This is a genomic window from Actinomadura keratinilytica (assembly GCF_039539665.1).
Taxonomy (GTDB): Bacteria; Actinomycetota; Actinomycetes; order Streptosporangiales; family Streptosporangiaceae; genus Spirillospora; species Spirillospora keratinilytica.
Genome location: NZ_BAABDO010000024.1, coordinates 32,818 through 49,206, shown reverse-complemented (window position 1 = coordinate 49,206; position 16,389 = coordinate 32,818). Strand labels below are relative to the sequence as shown.

General features: G+C 70.3%; 12 protein-coding genes and 2 pseudogenes. 11 read left to right on the top strand and 3 right to left on the bottom strand.

All coding sequences use genetic code 11. The features are described 5' to 3' along the window. Window positions 1–9 precede the first annotated feature (9 nt). A complete protein-coding gene (locus ABD879_RS11090) occupies window positions 10–2,790 on the bottom strand; it encodes a family 78 glycoside hydrolase catalytic domain (RefSeq protein ID WP_345020164.1) in 2,781 nt (926 codons plus the stop codon). A 200-nt stretch (window positions 2,791–2,990) separates the two neighbouring features. Here ABD879_RS11090 and ABD879_RS11085 point away from each other — a divergent pair. After that, window positions 2,991–3,188 (top strand): annotated as a pseudogene (locus tag ABD879_RS11085) (hypothetical protein); the annotation flags it as partial. Window positions 3,189–3,669: 481 nt separating this feature from the next. On the opposite strand, the gene ABD879_RS11080 reads toward ABD879_RS11085, so the two are convergent. Beyond that, window positions 3,670–4,440, bottom strand: a complete 771-nt coding sequence (locus ABD879_RS11080; protein WP_345020162.1) for an SDR family NAD(P)-dependent oxidoreductase — start codon at window positions 4,438–4,440, stop codon at window positions 3,670–3,672. A 464-nt stretch (window positions 4,441–4,904) separates the two neighbouring features. On the opposite strand from ABD879_RS11080, the gene ABD879_RS11075 reads away from it, so the two are divergent. Then, on the top strand, window positions 4,905–5,126 hold the full coding sequence (locus ABD879_RS11075) for a hypothetical protein (RefSeq protein WP_345020160.1): 222 nt from the start codon (window positions 4,905–4,907) through the stop codon (window positions 5,124–5,126). A 474-nt stretch (window positions 5,127–5,600) separates the two neighbouring features. On the opposite strand, the gene ABD879_RS11070 is transcribed toward ABD879_RS11075, so the two are convergent. Continuing rightward, window positions 5,601–6,281: a TetR/AcrR family transcriptional regulator gene (locus tag ABD879_RS11070; RefSeq protein ID WP_345020158.1), complete on the bottom strand. Its 681-nt coding sequence runs from the start codon at window positions 6,279–6,281 to the stop codon at window positions 5,601–5,603. 152 nt (window positions 6,282–6,433) lie between these two features. On the opposite strand from ABD879_RS11070, the gene ABD879_RS11065 reads away from it, so the two are divergent. The 9 genes and pseudogenes from ABD879_RS11065 to ABD879_RS33135 all read left to right on the top strand — a co-directional run. Beyond that, on the top strand, window positions 6,434–7,894 hold the full coding sequence (locus tag ABD879_RS11065; protein ID WP_345020156.1) for an MFS transporter: 1,461 nt from the start codon (window positions 6,434–6,436) through the stop codon (window positions 7,892–7,894). Window positions 7,895–7,970: 76 nt separating this feature from the next. Beyond that, entirely contained in the window at window positions 7,971–8,816 is an 846-nt protein-coding gene (locus ABD879_RS11060) for an alpha/beta hydrolase (RefSeq protein ID WP_345020154.1), read from the top strand. 902 nt (window positions 8,817–9,718) lie between these two features. Beyond that, window positions 9,719–10,453 (top strand): FadR/GntR family transcriptional regulator, encoded by a 735-nt coding sequence (locus ABD879_RS11055; RefSeq protein WP_345020152.1) that lies wholly within the window; start codon window positions 9,719–9,721, stop codon window positions 10,451–10,453. Further along, entirely contained in the window at window positions 10,450–11,928 is a 1,479-nt protein-coding gene (locus ABD879_RS11050; RefSeq protein ID WP_345020150.1) for an amino acid permease, read from the top strand. The genes ABD879_RS11055 and ABD879_RS11050 overlap by 4 nt, the downstream gene beginning before the upstream one ends. After that, window positions 11,928–12,926, top strand: coding sequence for an asparaginase (locus tag ABD879_RS11045; protein ID WP_345020148.1), 999 nt, complete (start codon window positions 11,928–11,930; stop codon window positions 12,924–12,926). The genes ABD879_RS11050 and ABD879_RS11045 overlap by 1 nt, the downstream gene beginning before the upstream one ends. A gap of 305 nt (window positions 12,927–13,231) precedes the next feature. Then, on the top strand, window positions 13,232–14,635 hold the full coding sequence (aspA, locus tag ABD879_RS11040; RefSeq protein ID WP_345020146.1) for an aspartate ammonia-lyase: 1,404 nt from the start codon (window positions 13,232–13,234) through the stop codon (window positions 14,633–14,635). 190 nt (window positions 14,636–14,825) lie between these two features. Next, the gene (locus ABD879_RS11035; protein ID WP_345020144.1) at window positions 14,826–15,110 is read left to right on the top strand and encodes a hypothetical protein; all 285 of its coding nucleotides are present in this window, start codon (window positions 14,826–14,828) and stop codon (window positions 15,108–15,110) included. Continuing rightward, a complete protein-coding gene (locus ABD879_RS11030; protein ID WP_345020142.1) occupies window positions 15,092–15,307 on the top strand; it encodes a hypothetical protein in 216 nt (71 codons plus the stop codon). Before ABD879_RS11035 ends, ABD879_RS11030 begins: the two co-directional genes overlap by 19 nt. A 12-nt stretch (window positions 15,308–15,319) precedes the next feature. Beyond that, window positions 15,320–15,583: pseudogene (locus ABD879_RS33135) on the top strand (thiopeptide-type bacteriocin biosynthesis protein); the annotation flags it as partial. Window positions 15,584–16,389: the final 806 nt, after the last annotated feature.

Genomic DNA, 16,389 nt, shown 5'->3' with positions numbered 1-16,389 from the left:
GGCCACTGCCTACAGGCGGGCGAAGGCGGCTTCGATGTCGGCGAGCACGGCTTCGTTGTCGGGCAGGAGCGCCAGTCCTTCGCGGACGGTCGTCGAGGTGGGGACGGCGGAGGTGCCGAGTTCGATGAACTCGGCCAGCTCGGGCAGCCGGGCGGCGATCGCGTCGACGACGGCCTGCATCGCTCCGGGCGTGTCGGCCACCTCGCCGAACGTGCTGTCGAGCGTCAGCGGGCCCCGGGCGGCGCGTTCGGGGACGAACGGAACGGTGCGCCGGTGCACCCCCGAGCCGACCGTTTCCACCGGGTGGCCGGGCAGGTGCAGGTCGGCGAAGGTGTTGGCGGGCACGGTCGCCTCGACGGTCAGCGCCCCGTTCTCCAGGGTCCAGGAGCAGGCGGCCTCCCCGTAGGGGGTGCGCAGGCGCGCGCTCGCGCTGGTCAGACCGCCGCCGGGGCGGGGGGCGATGCGGATGCGCCGGTAGCCGGGGGCCGCCGGGGCCAGGCCCGCCACGACCCGGTGGAGCCAGTCGGCGATGGCTCCGAAGGCGTAGTGGTTGAAGGAGGTCATGCCGCTGGGGTTGACCGTCCCGTCGGGCCGGAGGCTGTCCCAGCGTTCCCAGATCGTGGTCGCTCCCTGCGTCACCTGGTACAGCCAGGACGGGCACTCGCGCTGGAGCAGAAGGCGGTAGGCGGGTTCCAGGGCGCCGGCGTCGGTGAGCGCATCGCACAGCAGCGGTGTGCCGATGAACCCGGTGGCGATCTTGTATCCGGCGCCGCGGACCAGGTCGACCAGCCGCCGTCCCGCACGGCGCCGCGCGTCCTCGTCGGAGATCAGGCCGAAGCGGAGCGCGAGCGCGTAGGCGGTCTGGGAGTCCGACAGGAGTCGTCCGGCCGGGGTGACGTACTCGGCGCGGAAGGCGGCGCGGATCCGCGCGGCGAGGTCCGTGTAGTGGTCGGCGTCCTCCTGCCGGCCCAGGGCCGCGGCGGCCCGCCCGACGAGCTCGGCGGAGCGGGCGAAGTAGGCGGTGGCCACGATCTCGGCGAAGGTCTTGCCGAGTTCGGGTCGGTCCGGGGGCGCGGTGGGGTCGAGCCAGTCGCCGAACTGGTAGCCGCTGTTCCACAGCAGATCCTCGCCGGTGAGGGAGTGCACGTGGTCGACCCAGGCGCGCATGCTGGGGAACTGCGCGTCGAGCAGGCCGAGGTCGCCGTACCGCTCGTAGAGGGTCCACGGGACGATCACGGCCGCGTCGCCCCAGCCGGCGGCGGCGGTGGTGGCGCTTGCGACGTTCGGGACGATGAACGGCACGACGCCTTCGCGTGTCTGCTCGGCGGCCAGGTCCGCCAGCCAGGAGGCGAGGAATCCGGCGCTGTCGTAGAGGAACGTCGCGGTGGGTGCGAACACCTGCGCGTCGCCCGTCCAGCCGAGGCGCTCGTCGCGCTGCGGACAGTCGGTCGGCACGTCCACGAAGTTGCCGCGCATGCTCCACACGACGTTCTCGTGCAGCCGCTCCACCAGAGGGTCGGAGCAGGAGAACCAGCCGGTGCGTTCCAGGTCGGAGTGGCAGACGACGGCGACCGCCCGTTCGACCGGGCCCGTGACCTCGGCGTAGCGGAACCCGTGGAAGGTGAACCGCGGCTCCCAGGTCTCCTCCCCGCCGCCGCGCAGTACGTAGGTGTCGGTGGCCTTGGCCGTCCGCAGCGGGGCGGTGCACAGTTCTCCGTCCTGGAGGACTTCGGCGTGCCGCAGCACGACCTTGTCTCCGGCGTCGCCTCGCGCGGTGATGCGCAGGCGGCCGACGAGGTTCTGTCCGAAGTCGAGGATCGTTGTGCCGGACGGCGGCGTCGTCGTGCTCACCGGTTCGACGATCTCGGTCCGCCGGACGGGCGGACTGATGGCGGCGAACAACGCGGCATGGTCGTGCTCGACGACCAGTGCCTTGTCCCATCCGGAGTCATCGAACCCGGGCCTGGACCAGCCCGACGGCTCAAGGCGCGCATCGTGGTGCTCACCGTCGTACAGGTCGCTGGAGACCAGAGGTCCCGACGCCGCCTTCCAGGTGTCGTCGGTGACGACGCGTTCGACGGTGCCGTCCTCATAGGCGAGTTCCAGCTGGGCGAGGAGGGCCGTCCGGTCGCCGTACAGGGCCCGTCTTCCCTCGAAGCCGAGCCTGCCGCGGTACCAGCCGTCGCCGAGCGTCGCGCCCAGGCAGTTGCGCCCCTGGACGACGAGGTCCGTCACATCGTGGGTCTGGTAGCGCAGACGGTGCCGGTACGCGGTCCAGCCCGGGGCCAGCACATGGTCGCCGACGACGGAGCCGTTGAGTTCGGCCTCGTAGACGCCGAGGGCGGTCACGTACAGGCGCGCCGACCGCAGACCGGGCCGTACCTCGAACTCGCGGCGCAGCAGCGATCCCTCACCGGCGCTGATGAATGCCGCGCTCCAGTCGGTCTCCCGGAGCAGGGCGGCCTCCACGTCCGTGTGGAACCAGTCGGTCCACTCCCCCGCAGGCCCGGCCGCCCGGACTCCGACGGTGACACGCTCGCGTGATTCCAGCGGCGCGAACGGCCACTCGACCAGGACCGAGTCCGAGGACTCCACGCGTACGGTCTCGCCGCGCGCCTCGATCTCGTACGCGGTCTGGGTCCAGTTGGGGGTCCGAGCCTCGATGATCCATGACAGCCGGGGGCGGGCCACGCCGATCCCGAGCGGCTCGCGCAGGTACTCGAATGTCAGACGGCTGATCGCGGCCGTACGGCGCGCCGCTTCCGTCTCGTCGTTGGGGTGGGAGATCACGGGACATCCTCTCGGGAACAACCCTAAAACCAAGTACTACTAGGTTTTCATATCACGTCCCTCTCCGGTTGAGTAGGGGTGGCGGGTGACGCCCCAGCGCAAACCCCGCGGCCCTTACCGCAAGGGGATCGAACGGCGGGAGCGGATCCTCGCCACGGCCCTGGAGGTCTACGCCCAGCGCGGCCTTCCTCCAAGAGGTCGCCGACCGCGTGGGCCTGTCCCAGGCCGGAGTCCTGCACTACTTCGGCTCCCGCGACGAACTACTCCTGGCAGTGCTGGAGCACCGCGCCACGCTCGGCAGCGGCAGGCAGTCGGTATGGGGCCTCGCCGAGCGTGAGCGCCACCCCGTCCAGACCCGCAAGTGGCAGATCGATCAGCACGCATCGGGTTCGGGCTGACGGCCGCCGCGCGTGCCATACCGTCCCGTGGGCTCGTCCTACCGGCCTGATCTTTGTAGTCCCGTCAGGGCCGGGGCCAGCAGAGCACTGCCCGGAGATTCACACAAGGACTGGTGGACGATGGACGACATCGCTGCCCACTTGCAGATGGCTCCCGAGACGATCCGGCCCCCGGGCCAGGAGGCGCGGTGAGTTGCCGCCCGAGCACGGCAAGTTCAGCGAACCCGGCATGACAGGCACACGGTGACGGCCGTTGTCACGGCCGTCACCGTGTCAGGAGCCGAGGTCCGGTGGAGGCATCACGGCCAGAGCGGCGGTGACGAGGCAACAGCGGGCCCGGTGTCGAGCAGTGCGACCGCGGTGTTCGATCATGTACGCGGCGGGCGTGCCGTCCCTGATGGCCGCGCTGGGCGTGGACTGGGCCGGGCCCTGGAGCTGGGCGTCACAGCCGTTCCTGGTCGGGGATGCACCGACGCCCGGCTCACTGGTGGGCGCCCCCGTCGATACGGATCTCTGTGCCGGTGATGAACGCGCCGTCGTCGGAGATGACCATCGCCACGACACCTGCGACGTTCTCAGGGCCGGGCAGGCCGTCTCCGATCGCGGCGGTGAGCTTGGTGAAGAGGTTCCAGTCGACGTCCTCCGGCACCAACCGGACGATGTTGTCGGTGATGCCGCTGCTGATGCCGCCCGGAACGATGTTCACCGCACGCAGGCCCTGCTTGGAGTACTCCAGGGCGAGGCTGTGCGTGAACGAGGCGATCCCGCCCTTGCTGGCCGAGTAGGCGGCCATGAACGGATGCGCGAAGAAGGCCGCCGTGGAGCTGAAGTTCACCACCACACCCCGGCCCGTCCGCAGCAAGGCGGGCAGCGCGGCCCGGGTCATGAGGAAGGTACCGGTGAGGTTGACCGAGATGACGCGGTTCCACAGCTCCAGTGGGCAGTCGTGGGTGTGCGCCCCACGCAGGATGGCCGCCGCGTTCACCAGCGCGTCCAGGCCGCCGAGTTCGGTGACCGCGGCGCTGACGAGGCCGCCGACCGAGCCTTCGTCGGCGATGTCGACGCTGTTGACGGTGAGCCGGTCGGCGACACCGGCCTCTCCGGCCAGCGCGAGCGTCTCTTTCAGCCCGTCCTCGGCGATGTCGGCCGCGACCACACGGGCGCCTTCCGTCAGCAACCGCAGAACGGTGGCCCGGCCGATACCCGACGCCGCTCCGGTGACCAGCACGCGCCGGTCGGTCAGTCGCATCATGTCCTGCTCCTCCTGGGGATCGAGGCGAAGGTGATCAACGGCCGGCTTCGTCAGGCGAACTCAGGAGCCGCCCTGAGCCCGCCCTCCGCACCGGAAACGCCTTCCAACGCCGGGTTGAGACCCGCACGCGCCGCGTGGGGCGGCGGCACGACATCAAAAACCTAGTATTAATCGGCTTTCGTGGCCAGAGCTGATCGTCCCAGCTGGCTTCGGAGGTCACGGCGCCAGTGACGCGGCCGACCGCGCCACGGGTCCTGATCGTCCGGCCAGTTGAGCACCGGCCCGACACCGCACGTCCGGTGCGCCACAGTGCCCCGGTGACATGCGGCCGACCGAGTTCTCAGAGTCGCGCCCTCACCCGCGGGAGGCCCCGATGGGGGAAGCATCGGATCGCTCCGCGCGCGGAACGGCCTTGGCGACCGGCGGGGGCGCGGGCATAGAGGAAGGGTCCGTCCGCAATCTGGATGTTGGTAGTCGCGGACATCGACCGCGCCCGGGCCGAGGCCGACGCCGGCGGCGCCCTGCGACGTCGACGCCAGCGGCGATCAAGCGTCCGGTCTCGGCCGGGCGGCTGCCTGCCCACCTCGATCACGCTGGTCGGCGAGCACGCCCGGCGGGGTCACAGCAGCACCGCCACGACGATCACGTCGGCGCTGTCCTCACCGCCCTGCTGGGAATGGCGGTGACCCCGCCGCTGGGGCGGCGCGCAATGTTAGTGATCGGCACCCTGCCCGCGCTGGTGCTGGTGCTGGTGCTGCTCATGGCGCGGCACCAGCCCGAGTCCACTTCGTTCCTGGCCTCCCGCACGTCCGGAGGCGCCAAGGCGACCACCGTCACGCTGCGGGCTGCTTGGTGTTCAGCGTGCAAGTGCTGGTCTACGCCGCCGTCAGCTGCGCCTCCGGCCTCGCCGCCCTGGCCGGGATCGGACGCATCGGCGCGATCCGCGGCCCGCTGCTCGGCGGCTCCCTGCCGTCAGCCGGGCTCCATACCCCTGAGGCTCCTAGGCGTTCACCGTCATCGGCGCCCCTCGGCACGGCCTCGGTATCCGTCGCGGCAGGCCGTCCCGATGCGGTGACCGCGCAACACTGTCCGGACCGGATTCCGGGAAGGCCGAGCCACGGCTGCGACCGACTGTCCGAGCCCTTCGACGGCCGGGACGGTCACATGTCCGTATCCGCCTTCTCTTCCGGCGTCACCTTGGAACCGGAGGACGCCGAGGGCGATGCGGAGTCTTCTTGGGGGCCGAGCGGCCGGCAGAGGCGGTTGAAGGTTTCGACGATGGCGGCCATGTCGACGGTGGGGTCCATGAGCCACTGGATCTGGAGGCCGTCGGAAATCGCGAGCAGGAGGCGGGCCATGTGTTCGGCGTCCACGTCGGTGCGGGTGGCGCCGCTCCCCTGACCGGACTCCAGCCCCGTCTTGATCGTCTCGGCGAGGTTGCGGTAGCGCTCGGCGAAGAACGCGTGGGCGTGGTGTTGGGGTTCGGTGGCCGCGGCCGACAGGGCGACGAAGAGCTTCACCAGGCCGGGTTGGGTCATGTTGTGGCGGACGGTGCGCACCACGGCCTCGCCCGGGCTCTGGACCTCGGCGCCGTCGCCGGCGGTCAGGTCCTCGGTCTCCAGGGTGTCCCGGCGTTCCAGGACGGCGAGGAGGAGCTCCTCGCGCGACCCGAAGTAGTGCAGGAGGCCGGGCAGCGAGAGGCCGACCCTGTCGGCGATCTCCTGGAGGGAGAAGCCTCGGTCGCCCTGCTGGGCGAAGAGCTCCAGGACCGCGTCGATGATCTGCGCACGGCGCTGGATGCCCTTGCGGTAGGGGCCGCGAGGTTTGCGCTTGGTGGTCACCCGAAGAAAGTTACTGCAGACGTCTGCGCCGATGCTCCCGGCGGCGACGGGCGAGGTCACGGGGATCGGGACACCCCAAAACCTAGCTTTCATCGGTTTTAGGCGCTAGTGTTCCGGCTCACATCACCTCGCACGCCTGGAGGTCCCACCCCATGACGTCGACCGCCTCCGCCCCGTCGCCAGAGGCCGACCGCGCGGGCTTCGGCGCCCGCACGGCTCTCGTGCTCGTGTCGCTCGTCTGGCCCGCCCAGCTCCTGTCGGCGATCGGCCTGCTCGCCGGCAACGCGCAGGCGCAGATCGCGATCCACTTCCACACCACCCAGATCGCCTGGTTCACCCTGCTCTCGAGCCTGGTCGGCACGTTCATCACCCCGTTCGTGATGAAGGCCGCCGACCTGTACGGCAAGAAGCGCGTCATGGTCGCCCTGACCGTCCTCGGCCTGGTCGGCGACCTGATCGCGGCGCTCGCGCCGAGCTTCGCGGTGCTGCTGCTCGGCCGGGGCATCGCCGGTTTCTACGCCCCGATGGCGATGCTGGTGTACGCCATGGCCCGCGACGTGTTCCCACCGCGCCTGGTCGGACCGGCCAGCGGTCTCATCGGCGGCGGCATCGGCATCGTGGCGCTCGGTGGGCCGTTCCTGTCCGGCTGGCTCCTCGATGGCGCCGGATGGCGCGGCGTGATGTGGTTTCTCGCGGCGGCCTCCGCCGTGAGTCTTGTACTGCTGCTTGCCTTCGTCCCGGAGAGCCCCGTGCGCGGTGAGCGGACACCGGTCGACTGGATCGGGGGGCTGCTGCTCGGCGGCGGTGTCACCGCCGCTGTCTACGGAGTCGGCAGAGGCGCGCAGTGGGGCTGGACCGACGCAAAGACCCTCGCCTTCATCGTCGGCGGGATCCTCGCGGTGGTCCTGTTCGTGGTCGTCGAAAGCAGGATCGCCCACCCCCAGTACGAGATCTCGATGCTGGCCCGCCGTCCGGTCTGGTCGGTCTTCCTGGCGACGTCCCTCCTCGCCGGAACCGTCTACTCCGCCGGCACGATCAACCAGCTGCTCGGCCTCATGCCGAAGATCCCCACCATCTCCGACGGCCTTGGTTACACCGCCACCAAGCTCGCCTGGATCGGCGCCCCGGCCAGCGTCCTCATCGTCCTTGCGTCCGTGGTGACCGGCGCACTCGCCCGCCGGTTCGAGAGCCGGGTGCTGCTGGCGGCCGGAGCCCTCCTCGCGACCGTCGGCTACGCCCTCTCCGCCCAGTTCCACCACACCGTGCCGCAGCTGATGGGCGTCGGTATCGTGGTCGCGCTCGGTGTCGGCATGATCGTCGCCCTTGTCCCCGTCATGATCATCGAGGTGGTGTCACCGACCGAGCAGGCCCGGGCCAACGGCCTGCAGGGCATGGTGCAGGGCACGCTGGTCACCGTCGTCACCCAGATGATCTTCGTGGTGCTGGCGCAGGACGGAACGGTGCTCAAGGGCACTCAGTTCTACCGGGACGCCGCCTACACCAACGCCTTCTGGCTGGCCGCGGGCTTCGCCGCCGCGGGGATGCTGTCGGTCGCGCTGATCCCCAGGCTCAAGCGGCTCGACAGCGCCGAGGTCGGCCAGGCGTCCCTCTGATCCGACGGCGGCCGGTTCCCGCCGCGGCGGGAACCGGCCGCCGATCACCGAAGATCCGTCATCACAGGGAAGCCCCATGCCCCTGCCGATACGGGACATCACGCTCGACGGTCCGCACCCTCCGCTGCCGATCCGGGTCTATCCGGCGGAAGCAGCCTGCCCGTGTGCGGGAGCTCTTCTGTGGTGGATCCATGGCGGCGCCTTCGTCGGCGGTTCGCTGGACATGCCGGAAAGCGACGCCGTCTGCCGGGCACTGTCGGAGGCCGGAGTCGTCTGCGTTGCTGTCGGCTACCGGCTGGCCCCCAGGTTCGGAGACCGCCGCGCCCAGCGCGCCCCGGACGCGGTCCGGTTCCCGCAGCCGCTCGACGACTGCGAGCGGGCATGGCGTTGGGCGCGACAGAACGTCGCAGACCTGGGGGCCGAACCGAACCGCTGCCATGTGGGCGGGGCGAGTGCGGGCGGAACGCCGGCAGCACCGCTGACGCTGAGGCTCATCCGCGCCGCCTCGCCGGCCCCGGCGAGCCTCGTGCTCGCCTACCCGCTCCTGCACGCCGAATTGCCCCCACTGGGGCCCAGGCTTGGCCGTCGCCTGCGAGGGCTACGGCGGCTGGGCACCTTCACCCAGGCCTCGGTGCGCTGGGTGGCCTGCAACTACGTCGGCCGCGACCGGCCCGAACGGCTTCCCGAGGCATTTCCCGGAGGCGCCGATCTCTCCGGCTTTCCTCCCACACTCATCGTCAACTCCGAACGCGACACCCTGCGCGCTTCGGGAGAGCGCTTCGCCGAGGAATTGCGGGCCCACGGCCGCCGGGTGCAGGTCGGCTACGAGCCGGGTACGTCCCACGGGGACTTGAACCGACCTGGACGAACGGGTTTCGACGCCAGCATCGCGAGGATTGTCGAATGGCTTGGGAGCGACTGAGCGGGCGTTTGGTTCCCGAATGGGATGATAGGCGCCGATTCGGCGGCGACGTTAGTTCAACCGGGCGAAGACACAACACCTTGACTGTGTCCACTGAGACAAGAGAAAAGTTTCTGTAGCCCATTGTGGAGGCGTTCTTCTGTCTTGTAATCAGATGCCGGACCGTGTCGGTCTGCGAGCCGGTGACAGTGGCAGCCGGGCCCTGTCACCCGACCGCCGCGACTCCGGCCGAGCGCGTCCGCGGTGTTACGCCACACTCATGGCCGAACATCCCACGAACGCCTCGCCATCCCAGCGACCGGTCAGATGCCCGCTGGGAGCTGATCGAACCGACCCTGGCCCGCCATGTGCGGGCCCGACCGGCTGGACATCGGACGCCAGCCAGGCGCGATCTGCGCACCATCGTCGACGCGATCATCTGCGCAGACCACACCGGCATCCCCCCGCCGCTACCCGCCACACGACTACCCGCCAGACGGTGTACGGCTGCTTCCGCCTCTAGGTTGTGTCTGGTGGATCTCGGCGGCCGCGCGCCCGTCTCCGATGTGGCCGCCCCGGCCGACACCGCAAAGTGGTCGAACACCGCACCGACCGCCCCGAAGTGACGTGCGGCATCGCCACGTCACGCCAGGCCCGGCCTGTCACCACCGCGCCGGGGCACTCTGGCCGCCGCATTGCTACGGACCCACCACGATCCACCGGATACGCCCTGGCGCACGAATGCTTGTTCGCCCGACTCACCGGCCTGCTGCACCGTCTGGTCCGCGTCCAGGAGGGCCGCAGCCGCACCCCATGGCCGCCGTGATCGACGCCCCGAGCGTCTGCGCTGATCATCGCCGGTGGACAGGACGAGGAGATCAGGGGTTGACAGGATTGTGAGGCCTACCACAGGATGCTCCACCATGAACCTGTCAGACAGCCAGGCAGGCGGACAGCCCCTCAAGCGGGTCACCGCGGTCGAGGCCGTGCTCACGCATCTGCGCGGCGCCATCGAGCGCGGCGAGTACGCGGTCGGCGACAAGCTGCCGTCGGAGGCCGAGCTCGCCGCCCGCTTCGAGGTCAGCCGATCGGTCATCCGCGAGGCGCTGCGCACGCTGCAGGCGCTGGGATTCACCGTCTCGCGGACCGGCAAGGGGACGTTCGTCCAGTCCAACGGCCCCGCCGACAACCCCGTCTTCGGCGAGTACTCCGCCAGGGACCTGCTGGAGGTGCGCCGCCACGTGGAGATTCCGGTGGCCCGCTATGCGGCCACCCGGCGCACCGCGGGGGACCTGGACGAACTCGGCCACCTGATCGAGCGGATGGAACGGGAGACCGACCCGGTCGCCTGGGTGGCGATGGACACCCTCTTCCACATCACAATCGCCCAGGCGTCCGGCAATCCGGTGTTCCGGCGGGTCATCGAGGAGATCCGCGACGCGCTGGCCCACCAGTCCAAGTTCCTCAACGACCTCGGCGGCCGCCGGGAACGCGCCAACGCCGAACACCGGCTCATCGTCGAGGCGATCATCGAGGGCTCGGCGGAGCAGGCGGTCGAGGCGATGGACCTGCACCTGAGCCGCGTCGAGGCGACCTTGAACAGCATCGTGCGCACCCCCGCCGACGCACCCCGATCGGAAGGCGGCCCCGAGGCATGACCGACAGAAGCCTCCACAGCCCACTGCTCCGCACCGCGAAGCCGCACGTCGATGCGGGTGACGCCGGTTACCGCAAGGCGCTGAAGTCCCGGCACGTCAACATGATCGCCATCGGCGGCGCCATCGGCACCGGGCTGTTTCTGGGCGCGGGCGGACGGCTCGCGAACGCGGGGCCGGCGTTGGCCCTGGCGTACGCGGCGTGCGGCCTGTTCGCCTTCCTGGTGGTGCGGGCGCTCGGCGAACTGGTCCTGCACCGCCCGTCCTCAGGCGCGTTCGTCTCGTACGCCCGGGAGTTCATGGGCGAGAAGGGCGCCTTCGTCGCCGGGTGGATGTACTTCCTGAACTGGGCGACCACCGGAATCGCCGACATCACCGCGGTCGCCACCTACACCCACTACTGGGGCATGTTCAGCGACGTCCCGCAGTGGGTGATCGCGCTCATCGCGCTCGCGGTGGTCCTGACGATCAACCTGATCTCCGTGAAGCTGTTCGGCGAGCTGGAGTTCTGGTTCGCCTTCATCAAGGTCGGCGCCATCGTCGACTTCCTGCTCATCGGGACGTTCCTGCTCGCGACGCGGCACACCGTGGACGGGCACCAGCCCGGCCCCGGTCTGATCTTCGACAACGGGGGCGTCTTCCCGCACGGTGTCCTGCCCGCGCTGCTGGTCGTCCAGGGCGTCGTGTTCGCCTACGCCTCGATCGAGCTGGTCGGTGTCGCCGCCGGTGAGACCGCCGACCCCGAGAAGGTCATGCCCAGGGCCATCAACTCCATCATGTGGCGGGTCGGCCTGTTCTACGTCGGTTCGGTCGTGCTGCTGGCGCTGCTGCTGCCGTCCGACGCGTACTCGGCCTCGGAGAGTCCCTTCGTCACCGTGCTGTCCAAGCTCGGCATCGACGGCATGGGCGGGGTGATGAACCTGATCGTGCTGACGGCCGCGCTGTCCAGCCTCAACTCCGGCCTGTACTCCACCGGCCGCATCCTGCGCTCCATGGCGATGTCCGGCTCGGCGCCCCGGTTCACCGCGGCGATGAACCGCTCGCACGTCCCCTACGGCGGCATCCTCCTCACCGCGTCCGTCTGTGTTCTCGGTGTCGGCCTCAACTTCGTCGTGCCCGAGGACGCGTTCGAGATCGTGCTGAACCTGGCCGCCATCGGCATCCTCAGCACCTGGGGCATGATCATGATCTGCCACCTGCTGTTCTGGCGGAAGGCCCGCGCGGGCGAGCTGTCCCGTCCCGGATACCGGCTGCCGCTGTCCCCGTACAGCGAGGTCGTCACGCTGCTCTTCCTGGCCTCGGTGCTGGTGCTGATGTGGTTCGACGACGGCCCCGGACGCATCACGATCGAAGTGACGCCGCTGATCGTGCTGGCGCTGGTCGCCGGATGGTTCGCGGTGCGCCGCCGGGTCCACACGATCCGCAGTGCGAACGCCGAAAGCGCGACCGGCGCCCCCGGAACAAGGAACGAGGAGTGATGGCCGACCTGATCGGACCGCCCCGCCACGTCCCCCTGCTGCACGTCGTCCGCGGGGACCTCGTCGAGAGCGTCCACCACGGCTCGGTGGCGGTGCTCGGACCCGACGGACGCCTGCTGTACGCGGCGGGTGACGTCGAGACGCCGTTCTTCCCGCGGTCGGCGATGAAGCCGCTGCAGGCCGCGGGCATGCTGCGCAGCGGGCTGCCGCTGGACGGCGAGCTGCTCGCGCTGGCCGCGGCCAGCCATTCGGGGGAGGAACACCATCGGCGCGGCGTGCGGCGGATCCTGGCCGAGGCCGGGCTCGGCGAGTCCGACCTGCGCAACACCAGCGACCTTCCCCTCGACCCCGACCTGCGCGCGCAGTGGCGGGCGCAGGGGCGGCCGCCGTCGCGGCTCGCGCAGAACTGCTCCGGCAAGCACGCCGCGATGCTGCTGACCGCCCGGCTGAACGGCTGGCCCACCGCCGACTACCTCGACCCGGGGCATCCCCTGCAGAAGGTGATCGCCGACACCGTCGAGGACCTCACCGGCGACCGGATCGCCCGGACATCGGCCGACGGCTGCGGGGCGCCGCTGTTCGCCGTCTCCCTGCACGGGTTGACCAGGGCGTACGCGCGGATCGCCGCCGCGCGCGACGGACACCTCGCCACCCTGGCGGCGGCGCTGCGCGCACACCCGCGGATGCTCGCCGGCCGGGGCCGCGACGTGGTGCGGCTGACGGCCGCGGTGCCGGGCCTGCTGGCCAAGGACGGTTTCGAGGCGGTCATGGTGGCCGCCCTCCCGGACGGACGCGCCGTCGGTGTCAAGATCGCCGATGGGTCGGAGCGGGCCCGTCTTCCGGTCACCGCCGCCGCCCTCACGATCTGCGGAGTGGACCCGGCGGCGCTCGCGCCGTTCTTGGAGACCGCGGTACGGGGCGGCGATGCAGTGGTGGGTCGCTTCGAGATCGCCGGCGACCTCGCCCGCCGAGCCGCGGAGGCCGCGACGGCCGCGTAGTTGCTGTCGGCAGATCGCGGCGGCCGGGTCGTCCGCCGCCGGTGCGGGCGGGCCGGGGCGGCGGCCCGCCCGCACCGGCGGCGACCACTCCAGCGACGCCGCGATGTCACCGACCGGCTCAGGTGACGACGCGGCAGCGCCACCCGCCACACCAAGCCGCACACCACCAGGCCGGGATCACCGCGCCGCTGCGGATCCACCGAACACGCCCCAGGCCGCACCGCACCGGCCGCGCAGATCGAATACCTCTGATGCCCCGTATCCCGCGTGAACCTCATGGCCTCGCCAGTCGAAAGGAAGTGCCGGTGACTCGCGTCGAAGAAGACCTGCTGGGTCCCGTCGAAGTGCCCGCCGACGTGTATTGGGGAGTGCACACATGGCGTGCATTGCAGAACTTCCCGATCACCGGCATCCCCGTCTCCACCTACCCGGACCTGGTCACCGCGCTCGCCGCCGTGAAAGAGGCCGCCGCCACGGCCAACGAGGAGCTCGGGCTCCTCGACCGGCCGAAATCGGAGGCGATCCGGCGGGCCTGCCAGGAGATCCGCGACGGACGGCTGCACGACCAGTTCGTGGTGGACGTCGTCCAAGGCGGCGCTGGGACCTCGACCAACATGAACGCCAACGAGGTGATCGCCAACCGGGCCCTGGAACTCCTCGGCCACGCCAAGGGCGAATACCACGTGCTCCACCCCAATGAGCACGTCAACCTCAGCCAGTCGACCAACGACGTCTACCCGACCGCGATCAAGGTGGCGACCATCAAGGCGGTCGACGATCTGCGCACCGCGATGCACACCCTCCGATCGCGCTTCCTGGCCAAGTCCGTGGAATTCCGCGGCGTCCTGAAGATGGGGCGGACGCAGCTCCAGGACGCGGTCCCCATGACCCTCGGACAGGAGTTCAGCACGTATGCGGTGATGCTCGCCGAGGACTCCGACCGTCTCGCCGAGGCCGTTCGCCTCGTCCACGAGATCAACCTGGGCGCCACCGCCATCGGCACCGGACTCAACGCCCCACCCGGATACGCAGAGACCGCACGCAGGCACCTGGCGGACATCACCGGCCTTCCTCTCGTCACCGCGGAGAACCTCGTGGAGGCCACTCAGGACTGCGGTGTCTTCGTCCACCTGCACGGCGTCCTCAAGCGCGTCGCGGTCAAGCTTTCCAAGATCAGCAACGACCTGCGGCTGCTGTCGTCCGGCCCGCGCGCCGGCCTGGCGGAGATCGGCCTGCCGCCCGTGCAGGCCGGTTCCAGCATCATGCCCGGCAAGATCAACCCGGTGATCCCCGAAGTCGTCAACCAGGTGGCGTTCGAGGTCATCGGCAACGACATGACCGTCACGATGGCGGCCGAGGCGGGGCAACTCCAGCTCAACGCCTTCGAACCGATCATCGTGCACTCCCTCATGAAGAGCGTCACGCATCTGGGCGCCGCCTGCCGCGTCCTGGCCGACCGGTGCGTCGCGGGCATCACCACCGACCCCGACCGCCTCCGCCAGACCGTCGAACACTCCATCGGCCTGGTCACCGCCCTGAACCCGCACATCGGCTACTCCGCCGCCTCCGCCATCGCCAAGGAGGCCCTGCGCACCGGTCGCGGCGTCGCCGAACTCGTCCTGGAGAAGAACCTCCTCCCGCCCGACCAGCTCGCCCGCCTCCTCGACCCCGCTCAGCTGGCCGGCGAATCCAGCACCGGCGGCCGCTGACGCGGTCACGACGGCGTCCGATGCAGAGGCCGACGGCGAAGGTCCGAGACGGGCGAAGCCCCTCTCGACCGCGCGGTCGGCCTCTCATCATGGCGGGGGCCGTGGACATGACACGAGATCATCCTGGAACCGCCGAGCATCTGGTGCTCTCGCTGTCCGGCGGCTGCCGGGTCGATGCGACGGTGCGTCGTTGGAACTGACCGACCGCAACAGCGTCCTATTCCCGGAGGTCGCACTCATCGGCGCGGGCATCAGCCTGTGCGTGATGATTCGAATGCTCACCTATCGGGGCGCGTTCGCCTACGTGGCGCCGAAGCCGGCAGTTCTTTCCAGCACGCCCCATGGCGCCGGCGTGGGGCGCCCGGTAATGCACTGCGACCACACCGGAATCCTCCTTGCCCTGCACACCGCCCGCCTGAACCTCAGCGATCCTCCGCCCGCCTCGGGATGGGACATATGCCTGCTGCTGACCTGACCGACCCGGCCACCAGCACCGCACACCCCCAGGACCGCATCCCATCTGTCCGAGAGCAGGGCCCGGATTGGCGGCAAGTCAACCTGTATTTCGCCGACTGGGAGAACGCCGAGCACGCCGTTGCCGTCCGCCTCGTGCTGGAAGACGTCACCGGCACCAGCGGCGCATGGTGTTTTATCCGCAGCTACCCCGTCTGACGGCTCCGCCTCACCTCCCAACACGGCGTCCCACCGCCACGTCGGCTCACGCGGCCCCTCGACGAAATGGTGTCCCGAGGCGTACCGGAACGCTGGCAGGCCGACCGGTACGAACCCGAGACCGCCGTGTTCGGCGGAATCGACGCCATGGCCGCAGCTCACAGGCTGTTGCCGCAGACAGCCGCGCGATTCTCCGCCTCTCCCCCCGGCCTGCCCTTGGGACGGCTCGAGGTGTCGATGCTGCTGTGCGGAGCGTTGATGCGCGGCTTGGCCTGAACCCTATGAGATCAGCGATGTCTGGGCGAAAGCCACGACCGGCCCCTGCCTGTCAATGTCCCGCCCGCCCGACTCACCGGCCTCACGGTACGGTGACCACGCTGCTGCGCACCGACACCGGTACCGCCTTCGGCCCCGTCGGCCCCTCGCCGCCACGCCATGGGCGGATGCCTTCCACGCCTGCGGCGAGCCTCTGGCAAACCTCGCCCACGACGGCCTTCTCGAACGCGGAGTGCGGGAGATCCTCGCCTGTCGCGCGATCTTCCACTGGAACCGCGCAGGCTTGCAGGCGCGCCAGCAGAGCCTCCTCGCACACGCCGCCCGCACCGCCATCCTCGGCCCCACCCCACGACGAAAAGCCACCTCACAGCCGACAAGCGATTTTCGGCCCAAGCCCCCGAGCAACACATCGGGCTACCGACACGGTTTTCCCAGGTACTACACCGCCTCCCGCTCGTGCCCCGCTCGCACCTGATCTGCCTACCACTCCCCGACCGGGTTCGAGCATCCGCGGCATGCCGACGCCGCCGCGGCCGCCGTCGAACCCCGACAAACGAATCGCCACGCCCGCGCGCGCCAGGAACCTCGCCGCCATGATCGCCGCTGCCTGCGGCCTACCGGGATTGGCCGCCGACTTGTCCTGGCAACAGTTCCGACTCCTGCGCCGCGGCTGGCCGCTGAACGGCCGCACCGCGATCGCCGCCCTCCAGCCCTTGGCCAACCTGGCCCGGCCGTACGGCCGCGCTCGCCGCCCCGACCGCTTGCACCAAGTCCTCAGCGCCATCGCTCACGCCCTCGACCCGGCG

What these genes read in the sequence shown, in the direction of transcription:
- ABD879_RS11080 (WP_345020162.1), bottom strand. Translation starts at nt 4,440, where the DNA reads ATGATGCGACTGACCGACCGGCGCGTGCTGGTCACCGGAGCGGCGTCG.
- ABD879_RS11045 (WP_345020148.1), top strand. Translation starts at nt 11,928, where the DNA reads ATGGCCGACCTGATCGGACCGCCCCGCCACGTCCCCCTGCTGCACGTC.
- ABD879_RS11060 (WP_345020154.1), top strand. Translation starts at nt 7,971, where the DNA reads ATGCCCCTGCCGATACGGGACATCACGCTCGACGGTCCGCACCCTCCG.
- ABD879_RS11050 (WP_345020150.1), top strand. Translation starts at nt 10,450, where the DNA reads ATGACCGACAGAAGCCTCCACAGCCCACTGCTCCGCACCGCGAAGCCG.
- ABD879_RS11065 (WP_345020156.1), top strand. Translation starts at nt 6,434, where the DNA reads ATGACGTCGACCGCCTCCGCCCCGTCGCCAGAGGCCGACCGCGCGGGC.
- ABD879_RS11055 (WP_345020152.1), top strand. Translation starts at nt 9,719, where the DNA reads ATGAACCTGTCAGACAGCCAGGCAGGCGGACAGCCCCTCAAGCGGGTC.
- ABD879_RS11075 (WP_345020160.1), top strand. Translation starts at nt 4,905, where the DNA reads ATGTTGGTAGTCGCGGACATCGACCGCGCCCGGGCCGAGGCCGACGCC.
- ABD879_RS11030 (WP_345020142.1), top strand. Translation starts at nt 15,092, where the DNA reads ATGCCTGCTGCTGACCTGACCGACCCGGCCACCAGCACCGCACACCCC.